This window comes from Lacrimispora sp. (genome assembly GCF_032078915.1).
Taxonomy (GTDB): domain Bacteria; phylum Bacillota; class Clostridia; order Lachnospirales; family Lachnospiraceae; genus Lacrimispora.
This window is the reverse complement of sequence record NZ_DAMAUN010000064.1, coordinates 1-19,321: the sequence shown is the minus strand read 5'-3', so window position 1 is coordinate 19,321 and position 19,321 is coordinate 1. Positions and strand designations below refer to the sequence as shown.

General features: G+C 46.7%; 16 protein-coding genes. 13 read left to right on the top strand and 3 right to left on the bottom strand.

Going from position 1 to position 19,321, the window contains the following annotated elements; all coding sequences use genetic code 11:
* Positions 1–337 precede the first annotated feature (337 nt).
* The 12 genes from RT269_RS21065 to RT269_RS21010 all read left to right on the top strand — a co-directional run bounded on the left by RT269_RS21065 (position 338) and on the right by RT269_RS21010 (position 12,846).
* Positions 338–1,834: a YjjI family glycine radical enzyme gene (locus tag RT269_RS21065; protein ID WP_313185558.1), complete on the top strand. Its 1,497-nt coding sequence runs from the start codon at positions 338–340 to the stop codon at positions 1,832–1,834.
* A complete protein-coding gene (locus RT269_RS21060) occupies positions 1,831–2,694 on the top strand; it encodes a YjjW family glycine radical enzyme activase (protein ID WP_313185556.1) in 864 nt (287 codons plus the stop codon). The genes RT269_RS21065 and RT269_RS21060 overlap by 4 nt, the downstream gene beginning before the upstream one ends.
* 24 nt (positions 2,695–2,718) lie before the next feature.
* The gene (locus tag RT269_RS21055; protein WP_331664207.1) at positions 2,719–3,774 is read left to right on the top strand and encodes a BMP family ABC transporter substrate-binding protein; all 1,056 of its coding nucleotides are present in this window, start codon (positions 2,719–2,721) and stop codon (positions 3,772–3,774) included.
* 70 nt (positions 3,775–3,844) lie between these two features.
* Positions 3,845–5,380, top strand: a complete 1,536-nt coding sequence (locus RT269_RS21050) for an ABC transporter ATP-binding protein (protein WP_313185555.1) — start codon at positions 3,845–3,847, stop codon at positions 5,378–5,380.
* The gene (locus tag RT269_RS21045) at positions 5,373–6,497 is read left to right on the top strand and encodes an ABC transporter permease (protein ID WP_313185553.1); all 1,125 of its coding nucleotides are present in this window, start codon (positions 5,373–5,375) and stop codon (positions 6,495–6,497) included. The genes RT269_RS21050 and RT269_RS21045 overlap by 8 nt, the downstream gene beginning before the upstream one ends.
* A complete protein-coding gene (locus tag RT269_RS21040; protein ID WP_092240481.1) occupies positions 6,490–7,407 on the top strand; it encodes an ABC transporter permease in 918 nt (305 codons plus the stop codon). Before RT269_RS21045 ends, RT269_RS21040 begins: the two co-directional genes overlap by 8 nt.
* 86 nt (positions 7,408–7,493) lie before the next feature.
* Positions 7,494–8,213, top strand: a complete 720-nt coding sequence (locus RT269_RS21035; RefSeq protein ID WP_025231309.1) for a Crp/Fnr family transcriptional regulator — start codon at positions 7,494–7,496, stop codon at positions 8,211–8,213.
* 17 nt (positions 8,214–8,230) lie between these two features.
* Complete coding sequence (udp, locus tag RT269_RS21030) at positions 8,231–9,007, top strand: uridine phosphorylase (protein ID WP_313185549.1); 777 nt, start codon at positions 8,231–8,233, stop codon at positions 9,005–9,007.
* A 16-nt stretch (positions 9,008–9,023) separates the two neighbouring features.
* Positions 9,024–9,731 carry a purine-nucleoside phosphorylase gene (gene deoD, locus RT269_RS21025; protein WP_313185547.1) on the top strand — a complete coding sequence of 236 codons (708 nt, stop codon included), beginning with the start codon at positions 9,024–9,026 and terminating at the stop codon, positions 9,729–9,731.
* Positions 9,732–9,787: 56 nt separating this feature from the next.
* Positions 9,788–10,252: a cytidine deaminase gene (locus RT269_RS21020; protein ID WP_313185545.1), complete on the top strand. Its 465-nt coding sequence runs from the start codon at positions 9,788–9,790 to the stop codon at positions 10,250–10,252.
* Positions 10,253–10,408: 156 nt separating this feature from the next.
* Positions 10,409–10,813, top strand: a complete 405-nt coding sequence (locus RT269_RS21015) for an HIT domain-containing protein (protein WP_313185544.1) — start codon at positions 10,409–10,411, stop codon at positions 10,811–10,813.
* Between the two features lie 143 nt (positions 10,814–10,956).
* A complete protein-coding gene (locus RT269_RS21010) occupies positions 10,957–12,846 on the top strand; it encodes an LTA synthase family protein (protein ID WP_442913833.1) in 1,890 nt (629 codons plus the stop codon).
* Between the two features lie 158 nt (positions 12,847–13,004).
* Here RT269_RS21010 and RT269_RS21005 read toward each other — a convergent pair whose 3' ends face one another.
* The 3 genes from RT269_RS21005 to RT269_RS20995 all read right to left on the bottom strand — a co-directional run bounded on the left by RT269_RS21005 (position 13,005) and on the right by RT269_RS20995 (position 17,231).
* Complete coding sequence (locus RT269_RS21005) at positions 13,005–14,780, bottom strand: ABC transporter ATP-binding protein (RefSeq protein WP_313185542.1); 1,776 nt, start codon at positions 14,778–14,780, stop codon at positions 13,005–13,007.
* Complete coding sequence (locus RT269_RS21000; RefSeq protein WP_313185540.1) at positions 14,780–16,528, bottom strand: ABC transporter ATP-binding protein; 1,749 nt, start codon at positions 16,526–16,528, stop codon at positions 14,780–14,782. The genes RT269_RS21005 and RT269_RS21000 overlap by 1 nt, the downstream gene beginning before the upstream one ends.
* Before the next feature lie 91 nt (positions 16,529–16,619).
* Positions 16,620–17,231, bottom strand: a complete 612-nt coding sequence (locus tag RT269_RS20995) for a TetR/AcrR family transcriptional regulator (RefSeq protein ID WP_313185538.1) — start codon at positions 17,229–17,231, stop codon at positions 16,620–16,622.
* A 285-nt stretch (positions 17,232–17,516) separates the two neighbouring features.
* Between RT269_RS20995 and RT269_RS20990 the strand changes: the two genes are divergently transcribed.
* Positions 17,517–19,190: a DUF5722 domain-containing protein gene (locus RT269_RS20990; RefSeq protein WP_313185536.1), complete on the top strand. Its 1,674-nt coding sequence runs from the start codon at positions 17,517–17,519 to the stop codon at positions 19,188–19,190.
* Positions 19,191–19,321: the final 131 nt, after the last annotated feature.

Genomic DNA, 19,321 nt, shown 5'->3' with positions numbered 1-19,321 from the left:
TATCGTTGATTCATTTATATTGAGAGCCAAGCCCTTTTTTTACAAAGAGCATTGGCTTTTTTTGCGCCAAAATAGAACTATTTAACAATTAAAGCTAGGAACCATGCGAATATTTTAACGCAGAATGCATAAATTCACTCGATATTTGTTGTATTTTTTACTAAAATTATGCATGTAAAAATGTTACTAATGTACAAATCGTATTATATTTGCCCGAAAAAGGACATAAGTCCTTTAGATAGTGAAAAGTAATTGCTATAATGTGAATATTTCAGGGGTATCAGAGATATAAGTCCTTTTATGATGGATAAGACTTGAAATGAAAGAGGTAGGATGGATGAATAAAATTTTAGACATTGTAACATCAAAGAACCTGACTTATGAGCAGAAAGTCGTAGCCCTGGCCCATGCGGCGGAAAATAGTCTTGAGGTGCTTTCCATACCGGAAATGACCCGTCATTACATGGAAACCGGTGCGATCTGCGATCTGGATGAAGGGCACGCGCCTTACCGTCCCAGATATGTGATGCCGGACTACGAAAAAGCAGTAAAAAACGGCTGTGAATTTTTACAGCTTGAGGCGCCTAAGGACCTGGACGAAGTATTGCAGTTTTTGACCATTCTGTACCAGCACGTTCCCTCTATCACCAGTTATCCCGTTTATCTTGGTAATCTTGATAAGCTGATAGAGCCGTTTCTTGAAGGGGTGACGGATGAGGAAGCGGAAAAAAAGCTGAAGCTTTTCCTCATTTATTTGGACCGGACCATAACCGATGGCTTCTGCCATGCCAATTTGGGACCAGAAGAGACAAGAGCGGGCCGCCTGATTTTAAAACTTGAAAAAGAACTTCAAAATGCAGTTCCCAATTTGACGCTGAAATATGATAAGGACATTACGTCTGATTCTTATGCAGAGCTTGCCCTTTATACCTCCCTGTACTGTGCAAACCCGGCGATCTGCAATCACAAGATGCACAAAGACACTTACGGCGATTACGGAATATCAAGTTGTTATAATATCCTTCCCATTGGAGGAGGCTCCTACACATTGGCTAGAATCGTCCTTCCCAGACTTGCTGCAAAAGCAACGAACAGGGAACAGTTTTTAACAGAGCTATTGCCTGATTGTCTTTCCTGCATGGGAGACTATATGAATGAAAGAATCCGTTTCCTTGTAGAAGAATCCAATTTCTTTGAGACCTCTTTCCTTTCTAAGGAAGGCTTTATTTCCAGGGATAAGTTTCTTGCCATGTTCGGAATCGTTGGACTGGCGGAATGCACCAACATGCTGATGGAAGATCCGGAGAAAACATATGGTCACAATGCAGAAGCGGATGACTTAGCAGAGCAGATCATGCAGGTGATTGCGGATTATGCAGGTTCTGCAAATGCCTTGTATTCAGAGGTTTTTGACAATCGTTTTGCCCTTCACGCCCAGGTCGGCATCGATTCGGACCACGGAATTACCTCTGGCGTGCGGATCCCGGTAGGGATGGAGCCGGAGCTCATGTATGACCACCTTCGTCACAGCGCCAGGTTCCACAAGTTTTTCCCGACCGGCTGCGCAGATATCTTCTCCTTTGATCCTACAGGAAGAAACAATCCGGCTGCTATGCTGGATATTGTAAAGGGAGCGTTTTCCCTGGGAGACAAATATATAAGCTTCTATGCTTCTGACAGCGATCTGGTCCGGATCACGGGCTATCTGGTCAAACGGAGCGAAATGGAAAAGTATTATGAAGGCGAAGCCGTACTCCAGAATACGGTGCATCTGGGCGGTGACAATTACCGCAATGCCCATCTTGAGAACCGGAAGGTAAGGGGGCTGCAGTGAGAGCCGCGATCAATAAAATGATCCCCTTAAGTGTAGTAGACGGGCCGGGCTGCCGGACTGCGGTGTTTGTCCAGGGCTGCAATATCGCCTGCGCTTACTGCCATAACCCGGAGACACAGAGGCTGTGCAATGGCTGCGGCGTTTGTGTCAGCCAGTGTCCGGCAGGCGCTTTATCCCTATCAGGGAAACAGGTAATATGGGATGAGGCGGTCTGTATCCAGTGTGATCATTGCATACAGGTCTGTCCCAACTACGCATCTCCAAAGGCTTGTCACATGGAGGCTGTAGATGTATGGGAACAGATTTCAAAAAATATACCGTTTATCCAGGGGATCACGGTATCCGGCGGCGAATGCTGCCTGTATCCGGAATTTCTCACAGAATTGTTCACGCTTGCAGGAAATGCCGGGTTATCCTGTTTTCTGGACAGCAATGGCTGCGTGGATCTTACAAAGAATCCGGAGCTCATGGCTGTGACGGATAAAGTGATGCTGGATGTAAAAGCGTGGGACACTAAGGTGTTTCACCGGCTGACAGGCGGAGATAATCGCATTGTTAAAAAGAATTTAAACTATCTGGCCCAGGCAGGTAAATTATATGAGGTAAGGCTTGTATGTCTGGATGGAGAATCTTCTTCCGGTCTGACAGAGGAAAAAGATGTGGATATGGAGGAGGTCATCAGAGGGGTGGCTGCCGAAATAACCCCTTATCTGGAGGATTTTAAGTTAAAGCTTATTACATTCCGCAATTATGGGGTAAGAGGCAAAATGGAACATAGAAAAAGCCCTACGCAGGACCAAATGGAGAAATTAAAGGAGCTGGCGGTTCAATGTGGGTTTAAAGATATACAAATTGTATAGAATGAAAAATGGAGGAATCAGGTAATGATGAGAAAAGGTATTGTATTTGGTTTAACAGCGGCTATGGTGCTGTCACTTACGGCTTGCGGAGGCGGAAAAACGGAGACCACAAAAGCCCAGGAGGAAACTTCCGGAGGAAAGAGCAGCTTTTCAGTTGCAATGATTACGGATACTGGCGGAATCAATGACCAGTCCTTTAACCAGTCCGCATGGGAAGGTCTTACTGAATTAAAGAACAAGACCGGTGCAGAGGTTAATTACATCGAGTCAAAGCAGGCATCGGATTTTGTAACGAATTTAGAGAGGCTTGGAGACAGCGGTGCCGATCTGTTATGGGGCGTAGGTTACGCCTGTGCCGATGCAGTACTTGAGGCAGCCGGCAGCAATCCTGATATCCAGTATGCGATCATTGACAATGCTTATGAGGAGACCCCTTCCAATGTGACTGGAGTTATGTTCCGCGCCCAGGAACCCTCCTTCCTGGTTGGATATGTGGCTGGACGGACCACACAGACCGGAAAAGTAGGTTTTGTAGGAGGAATTTCCTCAGGCTTAATCGACCAGTTCCAGTATGGCTATGAAGCCGGCGTAAAGTATGCGGCAAAAGAGCTTGGGAAAGATATTGATATTTCCGTGCAGTATGCAGAAAGCTTTAGTGATGCAGCCAAGGGAAAGGCCATTGCTGCAAGAATGTATTCCGATGGATGTGACGTGATCTACCACGCGGCTGGCGGTACAGGAACCGGTGTTATTGAGGCTGCCAAGGAAGCGGACAAGTGGGTAATCGGTGTAGACAGAGATCAGGCTTATCTGGCGCCGGAAAACGTGTTGACATCTGCTCTTAAATTAGTTGGTAAAGCAGTGCTGGAAGTATCGGAAGAAGCAATGAACGGCCAGGAAATTGGTGGTAAAACCCTTACCTTCGGTTTACAGGAAGACTGTGTGGGAATTCCTGAGGAACATGGCAACATGCCGGAAGGTGTTTATGAGGATACCTTAAAGGTGAAGGATAAAATTAAGAACGGAGAACTGACACCGCCGACCACAAAAGAGGAATACGAAGCGTTTATCGCTAAATAGAAGAGAAAAAATTTTACACCGCAGGAATCGAAAGAGCCTGCGGTGTAAAACCGAAAGGAGAAGTATTGACATGGTCACGGGAAACAGCGATTATGCGGTCCAGATGCACGGAATCACAAAACGGTTCGGAGCATTTTACGCTTTGAAGGATATGAGTCTGGATGTTAAGAAGGGCAGCATTCATTCTCTTCTGGGTGAAAACGGTGCGGGGAAGTCGACGCTGATGAATGTACTGTACGGATTGTATCAGGCCGATGAGGGAGAAATCTTTATCAATGGGAAAAAGGTGGACATAAAAAATCCTAATGTGGCCATAGCAAACGGCATCGGCATGGTTCATCAGCATTTTATGCTGGTGGAGGATTTCACGGTCACACAGAATATTATTTTAGGAAATGAAACTACCTCCCGCGCAGGTATTGTAGATATGAAGAAAGCCAGGAAACAGATTTTAGATATCGTGGAAAAATACGGGCTGGAAGTAGACCCGGATGCCAGGATCTGTGATATTTCTGTTGGTATGCAGCAAAGGGTGGAAATATTAAAAGCGTTGTACCGGGGAGCAGAATTATTAATCCTTGATGAGCCTACCGCCGTTTTGACCCCTCAGGAAATTGAAGATCTTCTCTCCATCATGCACAATCTGGTAGATGACGGAAAGGCCATTATCATCATCACTCATAAATTGAAGGAAATCAAGGCATCTTCCGATACCTGTACCATCATCCGCCGCGGCGAATACATTGATACAGTTCCGGTAGAGAAGGTTTCCGGACAAGAATTGGCTGCGCTGATGGTGGGCCATGAAGTAAAGCTGGTGGTGGATAAGACTCCTGCAAAGCCGGGAGAAACGGTATTGGAGATCAAAGACCTTGTTGTGAAAAATGAGAGAAAGCTTGAAGCAGTAAAGGGTTTAAACTTAACAGTCCGCAAGGGAGAAATCGTGGGGATCGCCGGCATTGACGGAAACGGGCAGAAGGAACTGGTGGAAGCGATCAGCAGCCTGGTTCCTGCAGAGAAGGGAAGCATTACGGTCTGCGGGAAACCCATCATTAACACAAACCCAAGGACGGTCATAGACAGCGGCGTCAGCATCATTCCTGAGGACCGGCAGAAAAGGGGCCTTGTCCTTGACTTCACTGTAAATGAGAACGCGGTATTGGAACGCTGCCGCAAAGAGCCATTTTCCAGAAAAGGAATCTTAAACAGAAAGAAAATGGAAGAGTTTACCCAAACCCTCATCGAGGCGTATGATGTCCGGCCGGATGACTGCGGTTCCAGGCGGGTGGGAGAACTTTCAGGCGGAAATCAGCAGAAGGTTATTATCGGACGTGAAGTCGCCATGAATCCGGATATACTGATTGCGGTACAGCCGACCAGAGGACTTGACGTAGGAGCCATAGAAACCGTGCATAAGACTCTGATCCGTGAAAGGGATAAAGGAAAAGCGGTGCTTTTGATCTCTTTTGAACTGGACGAGGTTATGAATGTTTCCGATACCATAGCGGTTATTTACGACGGAAAAATTCAAGATACGTTTCAGCAGGGAACCGTAGATGAAAATACGATTGGTCTGTTAATGGCAGGAGGAAAGAATCATGGATAAAGCGATAAAGATTTTAAAAAAACCATTAACAATGACTTTGATCGCTGTTTTCTTTGGATTTATCGTAGCGGGGATTATACTCGCGGCGGCGGGATATCCGCCGGTTCATTCACTAGCCGTCTTGTTTGACGGAGTCTTTTCCAGTCCGAAACACATTTCCAATGTAATCATTAAAAGTACGCCTATTATTCTCACAGGAATCGGCGTTGCATTTGCGTTTAAGACCGGACTTTTTAACATCGGAGCCGAAGGACAGTTTATTATGGGGTGCGTGGCATCTACCGTGGTCGGCATTCTGTTTGATTTTCCTCCGGTGATCCAGATTCCTCTCGTTGTCCTTGCAGGCGTGGCAGCCGGTGCAGTGTATGGCGGGATTGCAGGTTTCTTAAAGGCGAGGTTTGGCATCCATGAGGTCCTTACCAGTATCATGCTCAACTGGATTGCGCTTTATTTCTCCAATTATATATGCACCTTAAACCGGTTCCATAAGCCGGATACTATTGGAACCTACCCGATCAACCGTTCCGGCTATACGATGATTCTGGGAAATTACAAAACGACGGAGGCGGGAAAGGCGGCCCTTGCACAGAACGAATTTCTTCGCAGCACCATTTTGAAAACAGATGTAAACGTTGGAATTATTATTGCAGTCATTCTGGCTGTATTTATCTGGTTCCTTCTATATAAAACGGCTAAGGGGTTTGAACTGAGAGCGGTAGGCTTTAATAAGAGCGCAGCAGAATTTTCCGGAATTTATGTAAACAAAAACATCCTGCACTCCATGCTTATTTCCGGGGCTATCTGCGGACTGGCTGCTTCTCTTTATATAACCGGAAATTCTCCTCATGGCATTGCTACATTAGCAGCCTTTGAAAACACAGGCTTTAACGGATTATCCGTTTGTCTGATCGCGGCCAGTTCACCAATCGGCTGTATTTTTGCAGGACTGCTGTTTGGTGGTTTGATTTATGGCGGACAGTCTTTGCAGTACGAGGTGGGAGCTCCGTCAGAAATTATCAACATCGTTATTGGTGTCATCGTATTTTTTGTGGCGCTGACCCGTATCATTCCGCCGCTGGTGGACCGTTTTTCGAAGGGAGGTAAGAAACATGCTTAACAGTCTGATGCTATTTGTAGGCATTACACTTATGTATTCCACTCCTTTGGTATTTGCAGCATTGGGGGGAGTGGTGTCGGAGCGGTCCGGCGTTACCAATATCGGTATTGAAGGAATGATGACCATCGGAGCAGTTACAGGGGCTACTGTGGGTTATTATTCAGGAAGTGCCTGGGTAGGATTTTTTGCAGCGGGTCTGGCAGGAGGCGTTATTGCCCTTCTCCATGCCTTTGCGTCAATTACATGCAAGGCAGACCAGACGATTTCCGGTATTGCCATCAATTTGATCGGCCCCGGTGTGGCTTTGTTTGTCTGCCGCCTGCTTTTTGACGGTGCTACCATGTCGCTCCCGGTACCTCATAAAATCCCAAAGGTGTTTGGGAGCTTAAACTCAAAAGCGTTTCAGAATTTAAATGTGGATGTGACGGTTGTCATCGCGTTTGTACTGGCTGTTTTTATCTGGTTCTTTCTTTATAAAACGAAGTGGGGGCTTCATATCCGGGCAGTCGGAGAGCATCCGGCAGCAGCAGATACCATGGGACTTAACGTTTATAAAATCAGGTATATCTGTGTGCTGGTCTCCGGTATTTTAGCCGGGCTGGGCGGTGCGTCCATGACCCTGGCCATCATCCCTCAGTTTACGCCCACCGCGATCAGCGGACAGGGATTTATTGCACTGGCAGCAGTAATTTTTGGAAAGTGGACTCCTCACGGGGCTTATGGTGCCTGTCTGTTATTCGGAGCAGCCCAGGCCCTTACCGTTACTCTGGGAGGGGGAAGATTTGCGGTTCCTTCGTCCATTCTGGCAATGCTTCCGTATCTCATTACTATCGTGATCCTGATCCTGTTTGTGGGGAAATCCTCTGCGCCGAAAGCCAGCGGGCAGCCATACGAAAAGGATGCAAGGTAAGCGTTTAGAGGCAAGTAATGATTCCCGGCGGATCATAAATATGATATGATGAAATCAAAGAGAAAGAAACGAAAAGGAGCAAGATCGTGAACGATGCTATGTCTTTAATCAATGAACTTCACAGTGAGCCGCGGGAATACTTAAATAATTATCTGGCCAATGCGCCTAAATGGCTCCTGGAGGCCTTTAAGATAGTAAACCTAAAAAAGGGCACCACCTTTATTCACGAAAATGAAACCGTGGATACCATTTATATTCTGGTGGAGGGTGTTGTAAAGGCTACGGATTACCGGGTTCAGGAAATCGCCTACGACTATACCAGATTCTATCCGGTGGAGGTGTTTGGAGCCATGGAATTTCTCATGGGCTTTGAGCTGTACCGGACGACTCTGGTGACAGAAACGGACTGCCGGTTCCTCTGTGTATCCAAGGATCAGTTCAGCCGCTGGATGCTTTCAGATATCCATGCGGTTTTAGAACAGGTTAAGGCTATGGGTGTCTATCTTTTAGAGCAGGTCAGGAAGGAACGTCTGTTTTTATTTTTACAGGGAAGCGACAGACTGTTCCTGCTCTTTATGGAGATTTACCGGAAATCATCCCACCGAGGGACCTGCCGCATACAGCTTGCAAGAAAAGATTTATCAAACAGCACCGGTCTTTGCATAAAGACCGTGAACCGGTGCGTCAGCCAGATGGAGGAGAAAGGGTATATTTCCCGGGAAGGAAGGACCATTATCATCGATGAAGAGCAGTACCGCCGGATTAAGGCGGTGGTTGCAGAAAAAATTGATGAGAATGAGATATAGAGAAGGGTGGATTAAGTATGACAAATTATTCAGAAGCAGAAGGAAAACAGTATCACATCCAGGTTGGGAAAGGGGACGTGGGCAGATATGTCATTCTGCCTGGAGACCCCAAGCGCTGTGCCCTCATCGCGAAGTATTTTGACAATCCCAGATTGATTGCGGACAGCAGGGAGTACGTGACCTATACCGGTACGTTAGACGGTAAGTCAGTCAGCGTCACATCTACGGGTATCGGCGGTCCTTCGGCGGCTATTGCCCTGGAGGAACTGGTGATGTCCGGTGCAGACACCTTCATCCGCGTCGGTACCTGCGGCGGAATGGATGTGGAGGTAAAAAGCGGGGATTTAGTCATTGCAAACGGAGCCATCCGCATGGAGGGAACCAGCCGGGAGTACGCGCCCATTGAGTTTCCTGCGGTCCCGGATTTTAAAGTGACAGGCGCCCTGGCGGCTGCGGCAAAGGCCCTGGATAAGTCCTATCATGTAGGAGTTGTCCAGTGTAAGGATTCCTTTTATGGGCAGCACTCTCCGGAAACAAAGCCAGTATCCTATGAACTGTTAAATAAATGGGAAGCCTGGATGAAGCTGGGCTGCAAGGCTTCGGAGATGGAGTCTGCGGCTCTGTTTGTTGCAGCCAGTGCCCTTAAGGTGAGGGTAGGTTCCATATTCCTTGTATTAGCGAACCAGGAACGGGCAAGACTTGGACTTGAAAATCCCATCGTCCATGATACGGATGGGGCCATACGGACGGCAGTAGAGGCCATTCGTCTCATGATACAGCAGGATGAATCATAAAAGAGGAGGAGATCAAATGGAAATGACACCAACTCCCCATAATGGGGCAAAAAAAGGTGAAATAGCAAAAACAGTTTTGATGCCGGGGGATCCTTTACGGGCGAAGTATATTGCGGAAACGTATCTGGAAAATCCGGTCCAGGTAACATCGGTCCGGAACATGCTTGGATTTACCGGAACCTATAAGGGAAAGGAAATCTCCGTTATGGGAGGCGGAATGGGAATGCCGTCCATGGGAATTTATTCCTATGAACTGTACCATTTTTATGATGTGGACCAGATCATCCGCATCGGTTCTGCAGGTTCCCTGCAGGATAAGGTAGAGCTTATGGATGTAGTGATCGCCATGGGGGCCTGTACGGATTCCAATTATGCTTACCAGTATGGACTTCCGGGTACATTTGCGCCTATTGCCGATTATGAGCTCCTCTCTAGAGCGGCAGAAGCAGCCGGAAAGCAGGGAAGGAAAGTGGTTGTGGGCAATGTGCTGTCCAGCGATATTTTTTACAATGCTGACAGCGGGGTGAATGACAAGTGGCGCAATATGGGAGTTCTGGCTGTTGAGATGGAAACAGCGGCTTTATATATGAATGCGGCTGCGGCCGGTAAAAAGGCTCTCTGCATGCTGACGATTTCCGATCTTGTTTTTGGAGAGGAAAAGCTGAGCGCAGAGGAGAGGCAGCTTGGATTTGGAAAAATGATAGAGATCGCCCTGGAATTGTAGATTACAGAAAAACATGGCTCCGGTTTTGGGAGAGGGTGGTGGCCAGGAGGTTGGAAATGAAAGAAGAAACGATGAAAGGTGTCCGCCAGGGCAAAGCTTCGGCCGGAACAGAGCTTCCTGTAAAGGAAATGATTGATCAGGCATTTGAGGCTATGGGCAAAGCTTATACTCCATATTCAGGGTTTAAGGTAGGAGCGGCGCTTTTATCAGCTGACGGCACTTTGTATCAGGGCTGCAACATCGAAAATGCAGCCTATACTCCAAGCAACTGCGCGGAACGCACAGCATTTTTTAAGGCAGTCAGCCAGGGAGATAAGGAATTTAAAGCAATCTGCATCGTTGGAGGAAAAGAGGGGATCCCTACAGGGCTTACAGCCCCTTGCGGAGTCTGCCGTCAGGTAATGATGGAGTTTTGCGACCCGGAAACATTTCAGATCATATTAGCGGCAGGAAGAGAAGAGTATAAGATATTTTATTTAAAGGAACTGCTGCCCATGGGCTTTGGGCCGAAAAATTTATAAAATACCAAAAACACTTTTACAGGTGAGAGCGAAGCACTTTATAATAAGGGCTTGGCTCTCTCTGTTTTTATCCGGATGATTATATAAAAATAAATTAATTGATAACTGGCGGCATTTTTGTTAGAATTATGTAATAAAAAGAATTGAGGGAATATCATGAAAGGATGTATTTTCTGTCAAATAATTAACGGGGAACTGCCATGCTATAAAATATTTGAAGACGGCCATACGCTGGCGTTTCTGGATATCGGAAAAGAAGTGGACGGACATACAATCGTCATTCCGAAACCCCATATGGTTAATATTCTTGATTGCGATGATGAAACTCTTGGACATGTTATGAGTGCTGTTAAACGAATCTCTAATCACTATGTTGACCATTGCGGCTATACCGCAGTGAATTTGCTAAATGCCAGCGGAACGGATGCAGAACAGTCTGTGCCGCATCTACATTTTCATATAATTCCAAGAAAAAACGACGATGGTATTCATGCTTGGCCTGATCTGAAGGAGAGAGAGAATACTCTCGATGACATGTGTCGTTTATTAAAAATACCATAAAGTTCCCTCATCTGTCTTATGGTTTGTTATAAAGATGTTAGAAAGTGCTTCCCGCAAAGAAAGATGGTACAGTATAGAACGATTGTCATAAATTGTATATTGCTGTCAAAGCCGCTTTGTGGTACCATTTAATTATTCTAAAAATGGAAAAAGAGGATGTTTTAGTGATAAGAGAACGACTACAAAAGTGGTGTAAAATCGCAGGGATGTTTATAACCACTGTCATCATGCTTTTGATTCCCTGTGCATCTTATATCCTATTTGAATATGTGACCGGCAATTTGCTGACCATTCCCCTGTCCATGGCTGTTTTAAATATAGGCTGGATCTACTTAATATATCTTGCAGTGTTTGCCGTCAGCGGCAGCACCAGGATAGGGACCCCGCTCACGACGGTTTTTCTTTATATTGTTTCTGCAGCAGAATACCTGGTTACAGGCTTTCGGGGAAGGCCTATTATGATATGGGATGTTTTGGCTTTGCGGACTGCTATGAGTGTGGCAGGAAATTATGAATTTGTCTTCACAAAGGAAATGTACCTTGCCTTTCTGGGAGTCCAGGTAATCTGTCTCTTTGCCTTGTTATTTCCTATAAGGGTTAAGGGCAGGAACAAACGTCTGGTCTTTGCCGGAGGAGGTACCGGTGTTGTCCTAAGCTTTATTTTATGGTTTTATTCATGCCTGATCCCGTATAAAGGCCTGGAAATTAATATGTGGGAAGTCAATGAAACCTATCAGGAATATGGATATGTGCTTTCAACGGCCGTCTCCTTTAATTATGCAGTGAAGAAAAAACCAAAGGGTTACAGCTTTGCAAAGGTAAAACAGATTTATGATACTGTGAAAGCGGACAATCAGGTCCTTCTGGCTTCTGCCGGAGATGTTGACGTGGAATGTGAAGATAAGATAACGCCGGTCAATATCATATGCATTATGAATGAAAGTTTTTCCGACTTAAAAGTAGCAGGAAATTTTAAAACCAACCAGGAGTACTTTTCTTTTTTAAACAGCTTAAAGGAAAATACGGTGAAGGGAAGCCTTTGTGTTCCTGTATTTGGTTCTTTGACCAGCAATTCTGAGTTTGAATTTCTGACAGGAGATTCGATCTCCCAGCTTCCGGCTAACAGCATTGCCTATCAGTTTAATGTCAAACCCAATACATATAGCCTTGTAAGCACATTAAAATCCCAGGGCTATGATACGGTTGCCATGCACCCATACCCAAAAGAGAACTGGAACCGCCAGGAGTGCTACCGGAACATGGGGATTGATGAATTTCTGGATATAGAGGATTATGAAGGCAGCGAGCTGCTTAGAAACTATATCAGTGACCGTGCAGATTACGAAAAGTTGATAGAAAGAGTGGAATCCAAGGAGAATCCGGAGGATAAACTGTTTCTTTTTAATGTGACCATGCAGAACCATGGAGGCTATGACACTCTGTTTGATGATTTCGATCAGGAGGTATGGCTGACCGGAAGTCTTAGGGGAAAATACCCAAAGGCTGACCAGTACTTATCTCTTATGAAGCGGTCAGATGAAGCGCTGGAATATTTGATTTCTTATTTTGAACAAAGCTCGGAGCCTACCATGATCGTTCTTTTCGGGGATCATCAGCCAAGTGTGGAAGATGAATTCTTTGATGAGATATCAGGGACACCCAGCAGTCTTGTTAAGAATCAGGACCGGCTGATGTGGTACCAGACCCCGTTTATGATATGGACCAATTATAAAACTCAGGCAGAGGAAAAAGGGAAAATGGGAGCTATTTATCTTTCCTCTGAGGTGCTTAAGAGAGCCGGTGTCACTATGACGCCTTATCAGCAGTTCCTCCTTAAGATGGAAGAGACCTTCCCTGTAGTACACCCTATTGGGTGCTTAGATCAGGAGGGAACCTACTATTCCTGGGAGGCCTTAAATAATCCGGAGAATCCATACAGTGACCTGATTATGAACTATGAGTATCTGGTATATAACCACATTTTTGATGGAAAAAAGCTTAAGGAGATGTTCTCCTTAGAAAACGATAATTAACCCTGGTGGTTGTTACCAAAGAATAAAATAAGAAAGGCGGATGGGGCAGGAAGATGCCGCATTCGCCTTTTTAGATCAGAAGTAATTATGTGTGTTCCAGGCAGCCGCATCAGGCAGCGGTTCCAGCCGGCCTGTGCCCCCTATTGCCGGCTTGTGCCTTAAGCATCAATTCCTTGAGCGTGTATGCGTGACTCTCTTCTGCTCCAGCCCCTGCTGTTCTCCCGGGTTGTTACAAAGTTTTGATAGATGCCGCCCTGCTGCATCAGCTCCTCATGGGTTCCCTGCTGGGCAATGCGGCCGTCCGAGACTACCAGTATCTTGTCGGCATGGCGGATGGTATTCAGCCGGTGGGCAATTACCAGCAGGGTTTTTCCCGCGCACAGCTCACTGATGGCCTGCTGGATGTAGCTCTCGTTGTCCGCATCTACGCTGGCGGTAGCTTCATCCAGAATTACGATGGGTGCGTCCTTTAAAATACAGCGGGCAATGGAGATGCGCTGCTTTTCACCGCCGGAAAGGCTTGCGCCGCCCTGGCCCACCACGGTGTCAAAGCCATGGGGCAGAGTCATGATAAAGTCGTAGCACCTCGCCTTTTTTGCCGCCTCGATCACTTCAGCCCTGCTGGCAGCAGGCCGCCCCATGCTGATGTTGTTGTAGACCGTGTCCTGGAATAAGTATACCCGCTGGAACACCATGCTGATTTGATCCATCAGATCGCTTAAGCTTACTTCCCGAACATCCCTTCCGCGAATCAGCACCTGCCCGGACTTAACGTCCCAAAAGCGGGTCAGGAGGCTTGCGATGGTGGATTTTCCGCCGCCGGATGGGCCGACCAAAGCCAGCATCTGGTTTTTTGGTAAGTCAAAGGAAACGTCATGAAGCACCTCCTTTTCCCCATAGGCAAAGCTGACATGCTGAAACTTTACCTCAGGAATATTTCCGGCTATTGGAATGATATTTGTACCCTCATCCGGCAGTTCCGGTTCCTTAAATACCGCCTCGATGCGATCCAGGCAGCTGTTCATGACCGTGAGGCGGGAGCTTTGGCCATACAGCGCTTTTAAGGGGCCGAATAAGTCGAATATAAAGAGCATGATGCCTACGAGGAAAGTCACATCCAGCAGTCCGTGGAAATTCAAATATATGGAAAGGGCGATAATGGCAGCCGCACCTAATCCATAGATGATATGTAACCGGCGTTGCCAGGGGGTGTGGTTCTCTTCAAACATAATGCTGGTACGGCAGGTCTCCCGGAAATTGTCAGAGAGAGTCTTTGATTTTTCGCCCATCAGATTATAGGCTTTGATGATTCCGATTCCCTCGGTGAAGTCGAGAACGGCTTCCGTCAGGTTTTCACTCTGTTCCTGGCGGACGGCGGAATCCTTCAGAGCCTCTTTTTCCAGCCCCCTTGCCGTCAGAATCAGAATGACCACAATTCCAATGGCTGCAAGTCCCAGCCACACATTAAAGAGTAGCATAAAGAGCAGCATGATACCCTGTGCAAAGATATAACTCATCATATCCGCCAGAACTGTCATGCAGTTTTCCTCGATAAACACCATGTCCGTGGAAAGTACTGAGCTGATTTTCCCTATATTGCCCTCGGTGAAATACCCCATGGGCATTTTGCGGAGATGCTTGCCAAGCTCCATGCGCTTATCGGCAAACAGCTGGAAACCCGCTGCCGATTGCAGGCGGTCGGCGATATGTTGGAACAGCATTTGCAGCAGCAGGCAGGCGACCATGGCAAAACCAATCCACAGGCACATTTGTACAGTAGCCGTACCGTGATAAAAGGAAGCAAGGGAAAAAAATGCGAAGCCGATGGGCGCTTTTGCCAGCATTGCTTTTAAAAAGGAAAATACAAAGGCCAGCTTGATCCTGCCCTGATAATCCCCGGAAACAGCGAGAATGCGTTTCATTAAAATGATCATTAGGTATTTCCTCCTTTCGATGCGCTGACTGCCCACTGGGCGCTGCCCTCGGCAGCCTGCCACAGCTTTTGATAAGCGGGACAGCCATAAAGCAGCTCCTCATGAGTTCCGGCCGCAGCCAGCTTACCGGAATCCATGACACAAATCTGATCCGCGTCCATGATGGAATGCAGGCGGTGGGCGATAACAATGACGGTTTTCCCCTTAATGACCTGAGCGATGGCTTCATTCATCTTTTCCTCATTTTCCGGATCCATAAAGGCAGTGGCTTCGTCGAGGACAATGATGGGCGCGTTTTTTAAAATGGCGCGGGCCAGGGAGATGCGCTGCCGTTCCCCGCCGGAAAGCTGCTTTCCGCCATCCCCCGCCATGGTGTGGATGCCCTTATCCAGCCGAGCCAGGAATTCTCCGCATTGCGCTTTATCTGCTGCTTCCATCACTTCAGCATCAGTTACCTCCGGTTTGCCTAGACGGATATTTTCCAGCAGGCTGATATTGAATAAAAACTGCTCCTGTGCAACATAAGAGATCTGATCGTTGAGCGCTTCTAAACTCATGCTGCGTATGTCCTGTCCCCCTATTTTTATGGCGCCTTCGTTCACATCATAAAAATGGACGAGCAGCTTAGCCAGTGTGGATTTGCCGCCTCCTGATTCTCCTACCAGGGCGGTCAGAGTGCCCTCCGGCACATCCAGTGTGATACCGTGCAGCACCTGGGTTTCTTTGTACGCGAAGCACACATCCTCAAACTGCACTCCATAATCCTTTCCGGAAAAGGGCTTATCGGTTTGCTTAAGAGGCGGAATATTCATCATCTGCTCCAGGCTGGAGATTTTATGATTGATCTGAGGCAGCGTGGACATAAAACTAAGCGCCCGGATAAGAGGTCCCCCCACCCCGAAGGACATACACAAAACCAGTGCCAGATCCGGCAGCTGGGAATACCCCTGAATGACGAAGTAAGAACCTACAGGCAGGACAAAAAGAGCCACACATGGCATAAGGCTGGAGTAAAGAGCCATCCAGGGCCAGCAGGCCTTATACCATGCCAGTGTGAAATCCCGGTAGCTTTTTACATCTCCCTCAAACCGGTGATAAGACTCGCCGTCCCGGTTGAACACCTTAACAACTTCCATGCCATTGATGTATTCCACAATGGTATTGTTCATCTTTTGTGCCGCCCCATAGTAATTGCCCATGTCTTTCATTCCGATCCGGTACATCACCGTCATGGCGATCATCCCAAGAGGAAGGGAGCACAGGGCAAGAAGCGCCAGCTTTGGGTCCACAAGAAACATTCCGGCAAATACCAGTGCAGGAATGGTTAAGTTAGCGATCCCCTCAGGAAGAGCATGGGCTAACAGCAGCTCGATGATCTCGATGTCGTCAATGAACATTTTTTTGATGGTGCCGACGCCCTTATCCTGAATAGGGCCCAGGGGCTGATTCTCCAGCTTGCCCTGTAAGGAGATGCGCAGATTTTTCAACGTATTGTACGCTGAACGGTGGGACATGGAAAGTCCCCATAAATAGAACACTGCATACATCAGTGCACAGGCTGCGATGGCCGCAATTCGCCAGATGACATAGGCTGCCGTTAGACTCTCCCCCATTAACAGCGGGCGGATGATTTGGTAGACGAACCAGAACGGCAGAACGTTCATGACCATGCCGACCAGCATGGCTGCAATGGCCGCATAGGTCGTTTTGCGGTAATCGCCGGTATATTCCAGTACTTTTTGAAACAAGATCGTTACCTCCTTTATAATTTTATATGGGTTAGCCATGACTAACTAACGGGCAAATTGGAACCCCTCCGAATGAGGGGGGGTTAGGGCATTAAAACCCAAAAACCTGATACCAGTTGAACAGACCGCAGATGAGTCTGCAATGGGCTTCTATCTGTTCCCATGTAAAGTCATGGATAAACGGCTCATAGATCGTCGTCCAGAATGCGGTAAGCAGGATATGCAGTTCTTCACTAGAGATGATTGTGTGGGTCAGCCCTCGTTTTTGTGCCTCCAGATAATACTCGTAGGTCTTTCCAGTCATTTTCTCAACCCAGTCGTGCTGAAAATTGGAATACGCTGTTCCCTCCGCACATTTTAAGAGCAGAATAAAACCATCGCGGTATTTGTTTAGGAATTGAAAATATTCCAACATGCCTTCTTCGTCCATATGCCAGGCCATCTCTAATGAGTCATTGGACAGGGAACCGGTCTCCACAGTACATCGCTGTTCTACAAAGGCATCAAGTGCCTCAATTGTATCCGCCACCACGGCATTAAACAGGGCTTCTTTGCCTTTGTACCGTTTATACAGGGCGCCGGTGGTGATGCCGGCATCCTCGCATATTTCCTTTAAGGATGCATTCTGAAACCCATGGGTCAAAAATACTTTTTTTGCGCTGGTTAAAATGCGGGGATCAATGGAACGATCAGGTTTGGACATCTGTCTGTTTTACCTCCTGCTGTAAAGCTGATAATTAAATTACCGATAATTTGATTATCAGTCTAGCAGGTGATGATTCATTTGTCAAGTAATCTGTTGAACTTTTGATATTTTAACTGTAATGCGGCGGGTATTTGATGAGCAGCTTAAAAGCATTATTATAAAAAAGTTACCCGGTCCTTACGGTTTTTTTACGAATACGTAATAAAAACGTTATTGTAAAAAGCAGGGAAATTGGTTATTATTGTATGGAACCTGATTAAGACAACATGGAGGGATGCGAAGATGAAGGAAATAAATATAGGCAGGGTCATGACTGGGCTTTTTACCGCTGCATTTTTATGCTGTGCTTCTGCCTTTGTTGCGCTGGCAGATGTAGGCGCGGCCGGTGTACAGGCAACAATTCAGTCCTGTCTGGTCAATTCTGATAAGAACAGCGTGACGGTTCAGGCAGAAAGCAATGCTGATATGGGAGGAACGGATGGCGTCCTCTACTTAGTGGAGCTTCAGCCTTACCAGAACAATCTTGACGGCAGGACGGATTATGCGGCTTCCGCAGCGCCGGGAAACAAAGTTACTTTTACATTTCCATTGAACCGTAATACGGTCCAGGACAGACTTTACAGCAAATTCGTCATTGCTGTATGGGATGGAACAAAATATATTGAAATCAGCAAACCTCATTATATTACAAACCCTGAAATGGTTGCTGCAAATACCCAGCCATTTAATGATCCTCTTACCAAGAAGGGCTTAAACATTCAGCTTAACATGCTGGGGGATGCCTTTGAATTAGGTGTGAAGCACGTAGCCACCAATATCTCTTTTCATCAGATCCTGGGCCAGGGAATTGATTACCAGTACGATGGAAAGACCTATCATTTTGATAAGAATGCCATTACAAGCTATGACGAGACGATCAGCGCTTTATCCGGGAAAGGGATGACGGTAACCGCCATTATATTAAATGGCTGGAATGACGCCGAACCGAATCTGATCTATCCTGGAACAAAGAAAAATGCCAATGCATTTTACTACATGTTTAATCCGGCGACCCAGGAGGGGCTGGACCAGACCAGAGCCATTGCTGCTTTCCTGGCAGAGCGGTACAGCGGTTCTAATCCAAACCATGGAAAGATATCAAACTGGATCATTGGAAATGAGATCAACAACCAGCAGTGGAATCATCTGGGGGAAAGGGATATTAACAGTTACGTCCAGGCTTACCAGGATGCTTTCCGGATTTTCTACACAGCCATTAAGAGTACCAGTGCCAATGACCGGGTATATTACTCCCTGGATTATAATTGGAACAATGAGATTGATAACAAGCTGAAGTACGGCGGAAGAGCGATTGTAGATACCTTTAATGCCATTGCCAATGAACAGGGGCAGATGGATTGGGGACTGTCCTATCATCCGTATCCCTGTCCCATGACAGAGCCGGAGTTCTGGGATGATGAGCAGACCGGATTGATCACCAATGATTTTAACTCTCCGGTTATTAACTTTAAAAACCTTACCACTCTGACGGATTACATGGCTCAGGATTCTTTAAAATCCCCGACCGGCCATGTGCGTCACATCATTCTGACAGAACAGGGATTTACGGCAACAAGCCAGACAAGAGGCAATGTCGCTCAGATTCAGGCTGCCGCTTATGCGTATTCCTATTACATGGTTGACAGCAATCCTTATATTGATGCGTATATATTAAGCCGTCAGGTGGATGCCCCTCTGGAAGTGAGGAGCGGTTTATCCTTCGGGCTTTGGGAATGTTCCATGGACCGGGGAGACGACATTGTAGCGACCAGGCGCCGTAAAATCTGGCAGGTATTCAGAGATATTGATAAAAAGAAATACACGCTGGAGTCAACGGAGTTTGCCAAATCCATCATAGGAATTGAGAAATGGTCTGATGTCGTACCAAACTTCCGGTGGAGATCCCTGGAGAAATAACAAACGACAATTGAACAACGAATATATGACTTTTTAAGCATGATGACCGCCTTTAAAATTATTTTAAAGGCGGTTCTTTGTAGTGTGCCCAGCGGGCGCACGTTCTAATGGGTGAAAGTCCCTAGTCCACC